Here is a 14696-nt window from a genome sequence, read left to right as displayed (position 1 = left end):
GGCGCAGCCGGCCAGCGCGGCGGCGCCGCGGCCGCCGGCGGCGCCGGCGCAGCCGCCAGCGCCTCGCCCTTGCGCTGGTAATAGAAGGCGCCGTGGCTGTGGCACAGGTGGAAATCGTTGGACAGGCCGCGCAGCGTTTCCGCATGGCCGAAGAAGAAATACCCGCCCGGCGCCAGCGCGCGGGCGATGCGCGCCACCGCCGCCTGGGCCTGCGCGGGCGTGAAATACATCAGCACGTTGCGGCAAAAGACGATGTCGAACGATCCCGGCAGCCAGAAGTCGGCGCCCTCCTGGGCCAGATTGCGCTGCTCGAAGCGCACCATGCGGCGGATCGCGTCGTCGAGCAGGAAGGCGTCGCCGTCGGGACGGAACCAGCGGCCTTTCAGCTCGGCGGGAAATTCGCGCAGCGACCAGGACGTGTAACGCGCCTGCGCCGCCTTCGCCAGCATCAGCGGATTGATGTCCAGCCCCGTCAGCGCCAGCCGGTTCGGCGTTAGCCCGGCCAGCGCCAGCGCGGCGATGGCCAGCGAATACGGCTCCTCGCCCGAGGCGCAGCCGGCCGACAGCACGCGCACCGGGCGCAGGCCGTCGCCGGCCTGCAGGCGCTGCGGCAACGCCACCTCGGCGTAGGCGCGGATCTGGTCTATGCTGCGGAAGAAATACGTCTCGGTGACGGTCAGCTCGGGCGCCAGGCGCGCCAGCTCGGCGGCGTCGGCCGCGCCATCGAGGCTATCGAGGTAGGCGCCGCAGTCGGCGCCGCCGCGCGCCGTCAGCAGCTTGGCCAGGTTGCCGAGCCGGGCCTCGTCGAAGTCCAGGCCGAGCCGGGCCGCGATCAACTCGCGGAAACGTTTGACCTCGCGCACGCCCGGCAGCGCCGTCATGCGGCCGCCTGCCGCGCCGCGCACGCCTGCCAGACGGCGTCGGACACCAGACGGCCGGCCTGCAGCACCAGCATCAGCTCGGCGTCGAGCGTGGCGACGGCCGCCACCATGCCGGCGTCGGCCCCCTGCAGCAGGGGCGGCACCTGGCCCAGCGCCGCCGCGTCCAGCGCGCGCACGCCCAGCACGGAGTCGACGGCCAGCGCCAGCCGGCCCCGGCCCAGTGCCAGCGCGACGAAGCGCCCGCCCGGCGCGACGCCGGCGCCGCCGAGCAGGCGCGCCAGGTCGAGCACCGGCACGGCGGCGCCGCGGATCAGGGCCAGGCCCAGCATACAGGGGGGCATCTCGGGCAGCGCCTCCAGCGGCTGGGCACGCATGATTTCGCGCACATGGGGCAGCGCCAGCGCGCACAGCAGGCCATGGCTGCGGCACAGCAGGAACGACGTCGACGGCACAGGCTCATTCGGCACGGTCAAGCTCCTCAGGCGGCGCCGGGCGGGGCGCGGCGACAGCGAGCCCATCAAGCATGTGGGCCTTGCCGCCGCGCGCAGAGACGGCTTGCAATGGATAGTACACTTAGTCTTGCCGCACATCAGCAATTTTCGTACAGTGTCGCCATCATTGCGCGTCAGGCATGCGCGCAATGGCAACAGGGCGGGGCTATGCGCCCCGCCCTGCCCCCTGTCACGCGCCGATCCCGCTTAACGCACGCCCACCGGCAACTCCGGATGCTCCTGCGGCAGCGCATACTTGACGCCGCTCAACGTCACCGTGTAATTCGACGGTCCCGAGATCGGCAGCCGGTAATTCAGCGTCAGCGCCACCGACGCGCCCGGCGCCAGCGTTTGCCAGGACGGCAGCGCGAAGCGGGCGCGGTTGAAGTTGGCCTTGAAGCCGCCGATATTGTTCGGCCCCGTGTAACCGGCCACGATGGTCTTCAAGCCGAAACCGGACTGGTCGCTGAGGTCGGACGGCGCCGACACAGGATAGTCGAACTCGAAAACGGTGCCGCCCTGCAGCACCAGGGACGAGTTGTTCTTGACCGTCATCACCGGGTTGATCGGATAGTTGCTGTCGCCCGGTTTCCACGAACCCAGCGTGATGCTGACGTTGGCGGTCATGGCCGGCACCTCGCCCTCGGCGCGCTTGTTGCCGTAAGGGCCGGCCGTGCGCAGGGCCTCGTACAGGGTGTTCGTCAGCGTGTAACCCATGCCGTACTGGCCCTTGCCGCCGTTCTTAGTCGCATCCCAGGCATAGTCGCCGGCCATCTCCCAGATCATCACCCCGCCGATCTGATTGTTGATGATGTACTGCGCCTTGGCGCCTATCGACTGGGTAGTTTCGGTGGAGATAAACACCTTCTTGGTCGCGTTCCACAACCACGGCGCCACCATCGTGCTGCTGTAGAACGGCGCATAGGTGCCGACCAGGGTTTTGTCGCTGACCTTGTAGGCGTCCAGATAGTCCGGCACGATGCCGTTCTGCAGGTTCAGCGCGTGCCACAGCGGGTTGCCGCCGCCGGGCACCGGCTTGCCCTCGCTGTCGAGGTCGAACCAGACATTGTCGATGCCGGTCGCGCCCGTGCCGCACGTCTTCACGCGGGCGCAGGTGACGGGCGAGTTGACCACCGCCGTCGTGCCCCACAGACCGTTGCTGCCGCCGTTCACGTCTTTCCAGCCGCGGGTGTAGTACGGCACGCCGATATTGATGCGCCCCGCCTGCAGCGCGCCGCGATAGTAGCGGTAAGCCCAGTCGGTGTTCAGGTAGCCGATGTTCTGGTACTGGTAGGCGTTGCCGGCCTTCAGCTCGGCGTCGTTGCCGTCGTCGAACAGGGCGGCGTTGGGGCCGACATACTGGTTCCAGCCGCCGTGCAAGTCGTAGGACATCAGGCTGGCGTAGTCGAGGTACTGCAGGCCGGACATGTTTTCCTCGCCGCGCAGCACCCAGCCGGATGCCGAGCCGGCGATGGTCAGCAGGTAGTATTTATTGTCGGCCACGGCCGCCGCGTCGAGTTTCTGCCGCACCGTCTTCAACAGCACATTGTAGCTGGCCATCAAGCCGTGCAGGCGCGGTTTCGAGAGGCCGAAGTCGAGCGGATTGCCCGCTTCCGCGTTCGTCGTCGGATGCTCGTAGTCGATGTCGATGCCGTCGAAGAAGGTGTACTGGCGCAGGAAGGCCACCATCGAATCGGCCAGCGTGTTGATGCCGGCGCTGTTGAGCGAGCCGTCGGCGTTGGTGGTGGCCGTATAGAAGCCGGTACTGGCCGCCCAGCCGCCCACGGAAACCATCACCTTGACGGCGGGGTTTTTCTTCTTGTACTGGGCCAGCAGGTTGAAATGGCCCTGGTACGGCAGCGACGGGTCCATCGCCGCAGCCGGCACGCCGGGCCAGGTCAGCCCCGTTTCGGGGTTGTTCGCGCCGCTGCCGATGGCGATCTTGAAAGTGGCCGGATCGACCGAGGCGAAGGCGTAGTTGACGTGGGTGATTTTGTCCCAGGGCAGATTATTGACCAGGTAAGTCGGACTGCCGTCGACGCCGGTGCGCCAACTGGTGAAGTAGCCGATGATGCGGCGATTCAAGCCATTGGCGAGGATTTCCCGGCCGTTGGCGTCGTAGACCTTGCAATACGGTACGCTGGCTACGCTGGAAATCAGGCCGTCCGGACGGCACGGCGTCGGCGCCGGGGTGGGCGTGGGTGGGGTGGGCGTGGGCGTTGGCGGGACAGGCGTGGGTGTCGGCGTAGGCGGCGTGGGCGTCGGCACGGGCGTCGGCGTCACGCAGGCTTCGGGGCCCGCCGCAGACCACGCCTGTTGCCATGCCCAACCGACGCCCGGTTCATACGCGGCATGACCGGAAGAACACCAGCCGGCCACGCTACAGATATAGTTGCCGCTGGCATGCGACACCACCTGCCCGGCGCTGTAGCTGGCGCCCGCGACATACGGTTTGCAGTCGGGCGCCGGCGTCGGGGCCGGCGCCGCCACGGCGGCGGCCAGGCTCGCCTTCTGGGCGGCCGTCGGCCCGCCCTGCTCCTGCCCGCCGCCGCAAGCGGCAAGCATGCCGCCCAGGATCGCCATCAATACAGCATTACGTTGGGTTTTCAAGTCTGTCTCCATCCGGTTATGGTTTTACCGCGAAAGAATCGTTGTTCTCTGCCCGCTACTCGACCTCGCTTTACTTCAGCTTCACGTTCCAGTTCGCTTCCACGCATTTCACGTAGTTGTCCGCGATCAGGGCGCTGTACGGCGTCTGATAACTGACCAGCTGGCACTGGTTCTCGCCCCCCGCCTTCCAGTTCTTTTCCCAGTAGATGTTGTAGGACGCCGAACTGGCGGGGCCGAAACGCTGCATCGTCGCGCAGGACAACTTCTCGGCGCTGTAATTCCAGCCAAGGTCGGCGGCGAATTGCTTGAAGTAGTCGATGCGGTTTTGCGCGGCCGGCTTTTCCGTGCCCAGGCCGCACTCGGCATTGATGATCATGATGGTGGTGGCGAAATCATTGCCCGCGCCGGCGGCGATATCGGCCTGGTTCGGCACCCAGGTGCCGTCGAGCACATGCAGCATCGACGGTTTCGGCGGCTGCGGATACACGAAGAAGAACGTCGCCGAGGCCAGATTGAGCCAGGTGGACGCCACCAGATCGGGATTTTTCAGCAGCACCGACTGGTCGCCATTGTTCATCGCCTGCGAGAACGGACCGTAGTTATAGTTGTACGACAACTGCTTGGCGCCCCGCCCGAAGTATTTCTTGAAGCTGCCATCGGCATTCACGCCGCAGGTCCACACCTTGTTAAACACGGGGTCGGCACATTCGACGTTGTAACCGCAACCGGCGCCGGTTTCGTCGCAACCCAACTCGCGCAGATACTTCAAGCCCTGGCGCCATTGCGGCGTCGGGATGCTGGCGTTGTGGTCGCCGGTTTCCTGCACGAAGTGGGCAAACATGGTTGCCAGCGTGTGGCGGCAGATGCTGTCGGCATTGCGGCCGTCCGCGTAGTCGTCGCACACGGCCGGAAATTTCGCCACCGCCTGCAGGAAGCGCTGGTAGGTGTAACTGGGATCGCGCACGGCGAAATAGAAATCCCATTTGAGCGCCGGCAGCAAGCGCTCGACGCGCCTGACGTTGACGGGATTGCTCGCCAGCCCCGCCTGCACCCGGTCGACGTCGGCGTTCGGCAGTGTGCGGATCGACGCCTTCACCTTGCGGAAGAAATCGTTGTTGGTCAGGGCCGCCTCCGTCGCCTCGGCCTGCGCCCGCGTCGGAATGCCCGGCGTCGGCGTCGGGGGCGGCGTCGGTGTAGGCGTCGGCGTCGGGGTGGGCGTCGGAGTGGGCGTTGGCGGCGGCGTCGGTGTCGGCGTCAGCGGCACGAGGGCCCAAGGCCCATACGGATCAGCCGAGGGGATCTCGCCCTTCACCCACCACTTGGCCTTATACACATTGCCTTGGTAGATGACGCACTGCGGCGCGACGTAGACCTGGTTCGCGTCCCATGCCGTGCACGTTTCGCCGACGCTGAGCTGCGCCAGCAGTGTCGTCGGCGTGTCCGTGCTGGTCGAGGAGCCACCGCAAGCTGCCAGTGTTCCGCCCAGCAAACCGCCCAACAGGCTGATGAACAGCCGGCTCGTTCGTTTCGTTTTCAAGGTTGTCTCCCAAAGTTTTGCGAAAAACCATCTATGTAGTTTTTTCTGCTGCAAAAGCGCGCGCAGCGGCGCCGCTTTCTGCAAAGAGCATGCGATGTTGAAAATTGGTAGTCAAGTGGTTTTTACTAAAGAGCAATTTTGCAATACCACTTACAAGATCACGCGGTCGCGGCGGGGATAAACGCGGGTGCCGGGGACGCTGTTGCGGCATCCGGCAAGATTAATAAAACAGCAAAAGCATCGCATGCTGAATACACCTATCCAGCATGAATAAAGCGCTACAGATTATTGATTTTATTTAAAATTATTTTCCCCGGGCGCCGGCGTCCAGGGAAGGCCGGCAGGCATTGCCGCGTCCTCGCGGCGGCCCGGAAATGAGGGAGGGAAAGAGTCTATGCAAAGCGGCAATCAAGTCATACAGCGCTGAATGAATACCGTTTTTCGGCGATTCGGGAACTGGTATGGTGCCGGCCGCGCGCGGCGGCGCGGCCGTTTTCCCGTCCCCGCCGAGCTTCATTTTTTCGGGTAATAAAGCTCGTAGAACCAGGCGCAGGCGGTTTCAATCTGCGCCTGGATGCGCGGTGGAATGTCATGCCGCCTGGGCTTGGCAATGCGCGTGGATTGGCGGTGCGGATACTTCATATGGTAGTGGCTGTCGCTCTCCTGGACGCCGACTGTCAGCTGGTTCGGGTCGATCGTGCAGGGCGCCAAACCCAGCCACGCGTACAGGTGCGACATGCAGGCGGCCGGCTGCTCGACCAGGTCCTCGAAGCGGACAAAATACAGGCGCTTTTGCACCTCGGCCGGTAGATCGATGACGGCGTGCAGGGAACTCAGGGGCGCGCCGATCGACCTGTCCTTGGCGAACAACATGTCGGCCCGCCCCATCCGGTCGAAGTCGGCGAGGTGGTCGATGAAGTCGACGAGGATGGTGCGCTGGTGCTGGGCTTCGATGGAACCGTAGATCTGCCCCAGCTCGCGCAGGCAGACGACCAGCTTGGCTTCCGGCGCCAGCGCCAGCAGCAACTCGATGGCGTGCAGCCAGGCCCGGTTCTTGTCGACGACGGCTTTGCTGTCGCAGTCGTGATACCAGCCGCGCAAGTAGGCGCGCATGGCCGACATCAGGTGGGCGTAACTGGCCTCGAAAGCGCTGTCGAGCTGGGACAGGAAGAACTGGTCGTCGCTGACCATGCGGCGCATGCCCAGCAGGGTGTTGCACAAGGGCGAACTATGCCCCTCGCAGTGGATGTCCGGATGCTGCGCCAGCATCTGGCACAGCAAGGTTGAACCGGCCCGCGGCAATCCGGTCACGCCGATGAAGTTGGCCGTCATCGGCGCGACGCCTGGGCTGGATGAAGAGGACGCATGGCATTTCCCTTCCGATCGTTGATTTCGATGCAATGAAGGACAATTTGACGCTTAAATCGCGCGCCGTCAAGCTCAGGCCGACATTAGCGTCATTCCCCCCTCAAGGACGCAAGCGCCGCCAGCCGATGACGATGCCGGTCACGCTGATGAGCATGCCGCCGGCGCAGATGACGATCATCCACAGGTCCCACCACGGACGCCGCTCCAGCAGGGGCGCCCAGTCCCAGCTGTGCAACAGCGCAAACAGCCAGCGCTTGGCGCGCTGGTGCCCGTCAAGCTGCTTGACGACGGCGCCGCTGGACGGGTCCAGGTACAACCAGGTGGTGTGCGGATCGTCGAACTTCAGCCGCAGCACGGGCAGGTGCTTCATCCCCCCCGTCATCGTGTGGGCGTCGCGGCTGTAGTAGTAAGTGTCGTACTCGCTCAGCACGCTGGCCTCCGTTACCTTGCTGGAGGCCAGCATGGCGCCGCCCAGCGCCCGCATGCGCGCGATGTCGAACGCCGCAAACGGCTGCGCCCCGTCCTCGCCCCCGGCGGCGAGCAGGCGCGTGCGGCCCTGCCCGTCCCACGCCAGGAAATAGCCGGCGCCGTCGACGACGCGCCATTCCAGCTCGCGCGCCTCGAAGCCGCTGGCGGCCAGGCGCCGCAGCGCCTCGCGCGCCGGCAGCGTGAAGCGGGCGGCCTGCCAGCGCTGCTGTTGCCCGACCTTGGGCGCGCCGGAGTCCAGCACCTTGAAGGGATTCATCGACATCAGGCCGCTGAAGATGAAGGTGACGGTCAACGTGCCGAACAGCAGACCGAGCAGGTGGTGCCAGCGCATCCAGGGTTCGCGGTAAGGCGAACGCGAGCCGCTGCGGAAGCGCCCCGAGAAGCGCCAGCGCCACACGCCCACCAGCATGCCCAGCAGCGCCAGCACGGTGGCCGCGATGGAGCTGTAGGTGACGATGTCGTTCCAGAAACGCTCCGTGACGCCGCCGCGGAACGGGTACAACCAGTGTATCCAGCTGCCGACCCAGTTCCAGCCGCGCTCGCTTGCGCTGGCGTCGCGCACCACCTCGCCGGTGCGCGCCGACACATACAGCCGCGTCGACGCGGCGTCGGCCATCTGGATGCGGTGCAGCGGCCGCTGCGCGTCCAGCGCCTTCGAGTGGCTGAAGGCGTCCTCGTCCACCAGATCCTCGTGAAAGGCTGGCACGCCCGGCATGAAGGCCCGCGCCGCCGCCAGCGCGTCGTCGGCGCCGACGCCGTCCACGCGCAGGCCGCTGACGCCGTCGAGCGCGACCACGCCCGCCCGGCCATAGTTGAGCAGCGCGCGCGGACGCCCGGCAACCGAGGTCAGGCGAACCGCCGCCGGCTCCCCGTCGCGGCCGGCCGCCTGCAGCCATTGCTCCAGCGTCGCGCAGCAGTTAACCCCGTCCAGCTCGGGCAGCGCGGCCAGGCGCTCGGCGTGGCTCAGTTTCGGATAGCCGACGTACATCATCACCACGCCGGAGAAGAACCACATGGCCATGAACAGGCACAACACGATACCGAGCCAGCGGTGAATCAAATACAGCTTGCGCTTCATGCCGCCGCCCTCCTCAGAACCACGCTTGCAGGGTCAAGTCCAGCGAACGCGGCGCGCCGAGGTAAAAGCTGGTGCTGCCGACATTGGCCGCATACACCTTGTCGGTGAGGTTTTTCACGCGGGCGGTCAGCCGCGTGTTGGGCTGGATCTGATAGCTCAGGCTGGCGCCGAACAGCGTGTAGCCGGCGTCGCTGACCGTGTTCGCCGTGTTGCCGTAGCGCCGGGACAGGTGGCGCGCGTCCGCGCTCAGTTGCAGCGCGGGGCTGACGTTCCAGCTCAGCCAGAGGTTCGACACCCAGGCCGGAATGTTCGCCGGCACCTTGCCGGCGCGCGACACGGCCTTGCCGCCGACCGTTTCGATGAAGCTGTCGTATTGCGCGTCCGTGTAGGCCAGATTGCCCTCCAGCAGCCAGGCCGGGTTCAGCTTGAACGAGGTGGCCGCCTCGACGCCGCGGGCCGATTGCTGGCCCACCGGCAAGGTGGTGCCGGGATTGTTCTGGTCGGCGATGGCCAGGTTCTTGCGCGACACCTGATAGGCCGCCAGCGTCGCGCTGCCACGCCCGCCAAGGTAGTCGAACTTGCTGCCGACCTCGAACTGCCGCCCCGTGGTCAGCTCCGAGCCGCGTGCCTGGCCGTAGGAAATCGAGCTGAGGATGCCGGCCGGCGGATCGGCCGCCGTGCTGTACTGCACATACACATTGGCGTGCGGCGCCAGGTCGTACACCAGGCCCAGGCGGCCCGTGGTCGGCCGGTAACTGTGCTTGAAGTCGGCCGGATTGGCGGCGCTGGCCGTCTTGTGGTTGACCAGTTCGATGTCGATGCGGTCATGCCGCAGGCCCGTCACCAGCGCCAGCGCCGGCGTCAGGCGCAGGCGGTTTTCCAGGAACAGGGCCAGCGTGTTGACCTTGTTGGTGCGGTCCGGCGTGAAGCCGGGTTTCATGCCGGACACGTCGAAAAAGCGCTCGGTCTGGAAAACATAGGGGTCGACCGTGCTGACGGGGCCGGACAGCGACAGCGGGAAGCGCGTCTGCGTGTTGCGGCTGTAGTCCAGCCCCGCCGACCAGTCCGCCTTCATGCCGCCCAGCTCGCCCTTATGGGTCCACTCGACCCGGTCGCCGTTGAGTTGCTGGTCGTGGCGCTGCAACAAGGCGCCCGAGCGCAGCACCTTCGTGTTGTCGGCGTTGAAAGCATAGTTTTCCACGTTGCGGAAATCGCGCAGCGCGTTGTAATGGTAGACGGTGTTCTTCAGCGTGCTGTTCGGCGACAGGCGGTATTCCAGCAGCGAGCGGGCCCACTGCACGGTCTGCTCGTAGACGCCGTCGGCCGAATTATAGTTCTTGAAACGGGTGGCGGGGTCGATGCGGCCGTCGCCCGTGGCCGGGTTCAGCAGCGGCGTGCCCCAGTACGGCCGGTCGACTTTCTCGTGCTGGTACTCCAGCGCCAGCGTGTGCGACAGGCGCGGGCCGATGTCGCTGAGCAGCGAGGCGGCGACATTGAGCGCGTCGCGGCGCTGCCCGTCCACATAGCCGTTGCTGCGGCCGCGGTTGACGTCCAGGCGCGCGTAGTGCTGCGCGCCGCCGGCTTCGCCGAGGCGCCGGTTCACGCCCAGCGCCAGGTCGGCCGTGGCGAAGGAGCCGTAGCGGGCCCGCCATTCCAGCGCGTCGGCGTCGCGCTGCGCCAACTTCGTCACGTAGTTGATCGAGCCGCCGACGGCGCCGGCGCCGAATAGATAGGTCGACGGCCCGCCGATGACCTCGACGCGCTCATAAATCCAGCTGTCGACGGGGCGCGCGGCGATGGCGTCGTACTGCGGCGTGATGCCGTTGAACAACTGGGTCAGGCTGGACGAGCCGAAGCCGCGATAATACACGGAGCCGGCCGAGCCCGGCGGCGACGCGGCCGTGACGCCGGGCACGCTGGACAAGATCTCCTGGGTGTTGGCGGCGCCGCGCGCCTCGATGGTGGCGCGGTCGACGATGGCGACCGAGGCCGGCGTCTCGCGCGGCGTCAGGCCGAGGCGCGAGCCGGTGTTGTTGACCTCGTCGAGCGACAGCTTGTCGCCGGCGCGGCTGGCGCTGACGGTGACCGTCGGCAGGGTCCGGACTTCCGGCTGGCCCGATGGGGACGATTGCGAAAAGGCCGGTGCGCACAGGGCGGCGACGGCGGCGGCGACTACGGTTTTATTGAAGTTCATACGGGACTGCCTCGAAACTAGAAAGTGCTTCGCCTGCGCCGGCGCTGACGCGCGCGCGGCGGGGCGGAAAATGCATGCGCAAACAGGCGCACGCCCCATCGGCCGGCGCGACTGGCGCCGGGCTGCGATGGCCGGGGTGCTGCTATCTAGGAGAGGACGGGCGGGGCGCGCGGGTGCGCGCTGCTCCACGCGAACAGCGGGCGCGGCGCGGAGAAGAACAGGCTGGGATAGCGGGCCGGCGCGACTTCCGGTAGGGTGAACGAGAAGCGCAATGGCTGCGTCGGCAGCAGGGGCGCGTGCAGCACGCAGAACGGGCAATGCTCCAGTTGCAGCGTCGACGGTGCGCCCGGATCGGCCGGCGCCAGGTCGGCCACGGCGACCAGCTTGCTGCCCTGGGCCGAGCAAATCTGCATCCACGAGCCGCCGTCCTTGGCCAGCGCCTGCGACAGCGTCGGCACCAGCGCCAGGCCCAGGATGGCGGCGAGCGCGATCCAGGAAAACAGGCGGCGGAGGGCGAGGAATGGGGACATGGCCGCGATTCTAAACACCGCCCATGGGAGCGTCAAGGCGCCATACGAACTATTGACGCGGCGGCGCTGGACGACAAAAAACCCGCGGCCCAGTGAGGGGCGCGGGTTTCAGGTCGTTCCGGCATGGGCCGGAACTAAATCGTGGCGGAAAGGGTGAGATTCGAACTCACGGTACACCAAAGATGTACACTGGATTTCGAGTCCAGCGCATTCGACCACTCTGCCACCTTTCCTAATTTACTGCTCTTTCCCACTTCAACGACCAGACCGCAACAGGCTTTCCAGCCACCAGACACCGCGAAAAGCAAAAAACCCCAGCAATGGGGCTTTTGCTCTGCCGCTCAACACCTAGGTGTTTAAATTCTGGCGGAAAGGGTGAGATTCGAACTCACGGTACACCAAAGATGTACACTGGATTTCGAGTCCAGCGCATTCGACCACTCTGCCACCTTTCCTGCTTGCTTCTGTCGCTTGCTGCTGCGAGAACAAGATTATAGCAGGGTATAAAAAAAACGGAAGGGGCAAAAATGGAAATCTTCAGATTTCCACTGCAAGCCGCCGCCCTGCCCCGCCATCAAGCTCAGGCCGCGGCCAGACGGGTCAGGCCGCCCATGTAAGGCTGCAACACGGCCGGGATCTCGACGCTGCCATCCGCCTGCTGGTAATTTTCCAGGACCGCCACCAGGGTGCGGCCGACGGCCAGGCCGGAGCCGTTCAGCGTGTTCACCAGCTCGGGCTTGCCCTGGGCGTTGCGGAAACGCGCCTGCATGCGGCGCGCCTGGAAGGCTTCGCAGTTCGACAGCGAGGAAATTTCGCGGTAAGTGTTTTGCGCCGGCAGCCACACTTCCAGGTCATAGGTCTTGGTGGCGCTGAAACCCATATCGCCGGTGCACAGGGCGACCACGCGGTACGGCAGGCCGAGGCGCTGCAAGATGGTTTCGGCGTGGCCGAGCATCTCTTCCAGCACCTGGTAGGAGCTGTCCGGGTGCACGACCTGGACCATTTCGACCTTGTCGAACTGGTGCTGGCGGATCATGCCGCGCGTGTCGCGGCCGTAGCTGCCCGCCTCCGAGCGGAAGCATGGCGTGTGCGCCGCCATCTTCAAGGGCAGCGCGTCGAGCGCGAGGATTTCGTCGCGGGCGATATTGGTCAGCGACACTTCCGACGTCGGGATCAGGTAGAAGGTTTCGCCCTCGCCTTCCTGGCCGCCTTTTTTCACCGAGAACAGGTCCGCCTCGAATTTCGGCAGCTGGCTGGTGCCGCGCAGCGATTCGGCGTTGACCATATAGGGCGTGTAGCATTCCGTGTAGCCGTGCTCGTCGACGTGGGTGTTGAGCATGAACTGCGCCAGCGCCCGGTGCAGCCGGGCGATGCCGCCCTTCATCACCGAAAAGCGCGAGCCGGTCAGCTTGGTGGCGACGTCGAAGTCCAGACCCAGCGGGGCGCCGACGTCGACATGGTCCTTGACCTCGAAATCGAAGCTGCGCGGCGCGCCGACCTTGCGCACTTCGACGTTGGCGCTTTCGTCGGCGCCGATGGCGACCGATTCGTGCGGCAGGTTAGGCAGCGTCAGCATGAACTCGCTCATCTTCGCCTGCACCAGCGCCAGCGCCGTTTCGTCCGCCTTCAGCGCGTCGCCCAGGCCGGCCACTTCCGCCATCACGGCCGAGGTATCTTCCCCCTTGCCCTTCAACATGCCGATCTGCTTGGACAGCGCATTGCGCTTGCCCTGCAGTTCCTCGGTGCGCGTCTGGATCGCCTTGCGCTCGGCCTCAAGGGCGTTGAAGCCGGCCACGTCGAGCTGGAATTTACGTGTCGCCAGGCGCGCCGCGACGTTGTCGATGTCTTTACGGAGAAGTTGAATGTCTATCATGGGGAAGTAATGGCGCTATGTCGAAAACGCAATTGTACCAAGCCGCGCCCACTTCTTTATGAGTTTTGCGCAGTTCCGCCTCAATCCTGCAAACAGGCCGGCAGCGCCGCATCGGCGGCCCGGTGCACCAGTTGCCCCAGCGTGCCGATGGCGCGCTCGATTTCCGGGCTCCAGGTGTTGCCGCAGTTGAGGCGGATGTAATTGCCGAACTTGCCCGAGGCGGAAAACAGCGGCCCCGGCACCAGCGCGATGCCCTCGCCGATGGCGCTGCGGTGCAGGGCCATGGCGTCGACCTGCTCCGGCATCTGCACCCACAGCACGAAACCGCCCTGCGGCTCGGACAGCGAGCATTCGGCGGGAAAATAGGTCGACACGGCGTCGGACATGCGGGCGATGCGCTGGGCCAGCACGCGGCGCATCTTGCGCGTCTGGTTGTCGTAGCTGCTGCCGGCGAGGAAGTCGGCCAGCACGGCCTGGAAGAAATGGCTGGTGGCGCCGCTGGAGACGGCTTTCAGCAAGGCCACCTCCTGCGCGTAACGCCCGGCGACGACGTAGCCGACCCGCGCCGCCGGCGTGATCGCCTTCGAGAACGAGGAGCACAGCAGCACGTGGCCGCTGGTGTCGTAGGCTTTCACCGGCCACGGCCGTTCGGCGGCGAAGCACAGGTCGCCGTAGATGTCGTCCTCGATCAGCGGAATGCCGTGCAGCGACAGCAGCGCCGCCAGGCGCTTCTTGTTTTCCTCCGGCATCAGGCAGCCGAGCGGATTGTTGGCGTTCGGGATGAACAGGCAGGCTTGCACGAGGCCGGCGCGCATCGCCAGTTCCAGCGCGTCCAGCGACGGCCCCGTTTTCGGATGGGTGGGAATCTCCAGCGCCTTCATGCCCAGGCTCTCTATCATCTGCAGCAGCACGAAATAGGTGGCCGACTCGATGGCGATGGTGTCGCCCGGCTTGGCGACGGCGCGCAGGCACAGGCTGATGGCCTCGGTGCAGGAACTGGTGACGACGATCTCGCCGGGGTCCAACTGGCCCCAGTCCAGCGTGCGCCGGTTGATCTGGCGCAGGAAGTTCGGTTCGTTCGTCTCGAAGCAGCTGACCTTGGCCAGCAGGCCCGGATCGCGCCGCGCCACCGAGCTGACGGTGCGCTGCATGCGCTTGATCGGCAGCATTTCGTCGGGCGGCCAGGCCGAGCCGAGCTGGATGACGTTCGGCGATTCGTTCAGGCTCAGCACGCGCATCAGCACATTGTTGATGCCGACAAAGGCCGGCTCCTTCAAGTGCTGGGTGTCGGTCATCGCCGCCAGCATCTTGGCGCGGTGGCGCACGTAGTAGCCGGCCTGCGGCCTGGCCTCGACCAGGCCGCGGTCCTCCATCAGCCGCAGCGCCTGCATCACGGTGCTGACGGACAGGCGCTTTTGCTGCGCCAGGTGGCGGATCGACGGCAGCCGGTCGCCGGGCGCGAAGACGCGGCTGGCGATCAGCGCGCCCAGCTCGTTGGCCAATTGTTCGTAGAGGTTGATTTGCATGGTCATTTAGCGATTGTGACGCAAACAGGGAACGCGCAGACAGATACAGTTACCAGCATTTTCGAGCATAACAGTTTAGATGAAACGCCACTGTCATGGTAACAATTGTCGTTTATTGC

10 protein-coding genes and 2 tRNA genes are annotated in these 14696 nt (G+C 65.7%); all 12 read right to left on the bottom strand.

What is annotated here, in order from left to right; all coding sequences use genetic code 11:
• On the bottom strand, positions 1 to 881 hold an 881-nt coding region (locus tag OIK44_RS21500), incomplete at its 3' end, for a CheR family methyltransferase (protein WP_273673798.1).
• Entirely contained in the window at positions 878 to 1348 is a 471-nt protein-coding gene (locus OIK44_RS21495; RefSeq protein ID WP_273673797.1) for a chemotaxis protein CheW, read from the bottom strand. The genes OIK44_RS21500 and OIK44_RS21495, both read right to left, overlap by 4 nt.
• Before the next feature lie 231 nt (positions 1349 to 1579).
• Complete coding sequence (locus OIK44_RS21490) at positions 1580 to 3982, bottom strand: chitinase C-terminal domain-containing protein (RefSeq protein WP_273673796.1); 2403 nt, start codon at positions 3980 to 3982, stop codon at positions 1580 to 1582.
• 70 nt (positions 3983 to 4052) lie between these two features.
• Positions 4053 to 5519 carry a glycoside hydrolase family 19 protein gene (locus OIK44_RS21485; protein ID WP_273673795.1) on the bottom strand — a complete coding sequence of 489 codons (1467 nt, stop codon included), beginning with the start codon at positions 5517 to 5519 and terminating at the stop codon, positions 4053 to 4055.
• Between the two features lie 513 nt (positions 5520 to 6032).
• Positions 6033 to 6851, bottom strand: coding sequence for a sulfotransferase family protein (locus tag OIK44_RS21480; protein ID WP_273673793.1), 819 nt, complete (start codon positions 6849 to 6851; stop codon positions 6033 to 6035).
• Between the two features lie 136 nt (positions 6852 to 6987).
• Positions 6988 to 8454, bottom strand: a complete 1467-nt coding sequence (locus OIK44_RS21475) for a PepSY domain-containing protein (protein ID WP_273673792.1) — start codon at positions 8452 to 8454, stop codon at positions 6988 to 6990.
• A 13-nt stretch (positions 8455 to 8467) separates the two neighbouring features.
• Positions 8468 to 10648 (bottom strand): TonB-dependent receptor, encoded by a 2181-nt coding sequence (locus OIK44_RS21470; protein WP_273673791.1) that lies wholly within the window; start codon positions 10646 to 10648, stop codon positions 8468 to 8470.
• A 146-nt stretch (positions 10649 to 10794) separates the two neighbouring features.
• Positions 10795 to 11178 (bottom strand): DUF2946 domain-containing protein, encoded by a 384-nt coding sequence (locus OIK44_RS21465; RefSeq protein WP_273673789.1) that lies wholly within the window; start codon positions 11176 to 11178, stop codon positions 10795 to 10797.
• A 142-nt stretch (positions 11179 to 11320) separates the two neighbouring features.
• Positions 11321 to 11411: transfer RNA gene (locus tag OIK44_RS21460), tRNA-Ser, on the bottom strand.
• A gap of 131 nt (positions 11412 to 11542) precedes the next feature.
• Positions 11543 to 11633, bottom strand: a tRNA-Ser gene (locus tag OIK44_RS21455).
• A gap of 125 nt (positions 11634 to 11758) precedes the next feature.
• Positions 11759 to 13051, bottom strand: a complete 1293-nt coding sequence (gene serS, locus OIK44_RS21450) for a serine--tRNA ligase (RefSeq protein ID WP_273673788.1) — start codon at positions 13049 to 13051, stop codon at positions 11759 to 11761.
• A gap of 80 nt (positions 13052 to 13131) precedes the next feature.
• Positions 13132 to 14583, bottom strand: a complete 1452-nt coding sequence (locus OIK44_RS21445) for an aminotransferase-like domain-containing protein (protein ID WP_273673787.1) — start codon at positions 14581 to 14583, stop codon at positions 13132 to 13134.
• Positions 14584 to 14696 lie beyond the last annotated feature (113 nt).

The organism is Janthinobacterium fluminis, from assembly GCF_028595325.1.
In the GTDB taxonomy this organism is placed as follows: domain Bacteria; phylum Pseudomonadota; class Gammaproteobacteria; order Burkholderiales; family Burkholderiaceae_D; genus Janthinobacterium; species Janthinobacterium fluminis.
This window is presented reverse-complemented; position numbering and strand designations above follow the sequence as displayed.

Excerpts from the sequence above, each read along its gene's own strand:
- OIK44_RS21445 (WP_273673787.1), bottom strand. The coding sequence starts at position 14,583 with ATGACCATGCAAATCAACCTCTACGAACAATTGGCCAACGAGCTGGGC.
- OIK44_RS21465 (WP_273673789.1), bottom strand. The coding sequence starts at position 11,178 with ATGTCCCCATTCCTCGCCCTCCGCCGCCTGTTTTCCTGGATCGCGCTC.
- OIK44_RS21470 (WP_273673791.1), bottom strand. The coding sequence starts at position 10,648 with ATGAACTTCAATAAAACCGTAGTCGCCGCCGCCGTCGCCGCCCTGTGC.
- OIK44_RS21480 (WP_273673793.1), bottom strand. The coding sequence starts at position 6,851 with ATGACGGCCAACTTCATCGGCGTGACCGGATTGCCGCGGGCCGGTTCA.
- serS (WP_273673788.1), bottom strand. The coding sequence starts at position 13,051 with ATGATAGACATTCAACTTCTCCGTAAAGACATCGACAACGTCGCGGCG.
- OIK44_RS21475 (WP_273673792.1), bottom strand. The coding sequence starts at position 8,454 with ATGAAGCGCAAGCTGTATTTGATTCACCGCTGGCTCGGTATCGTGTTG.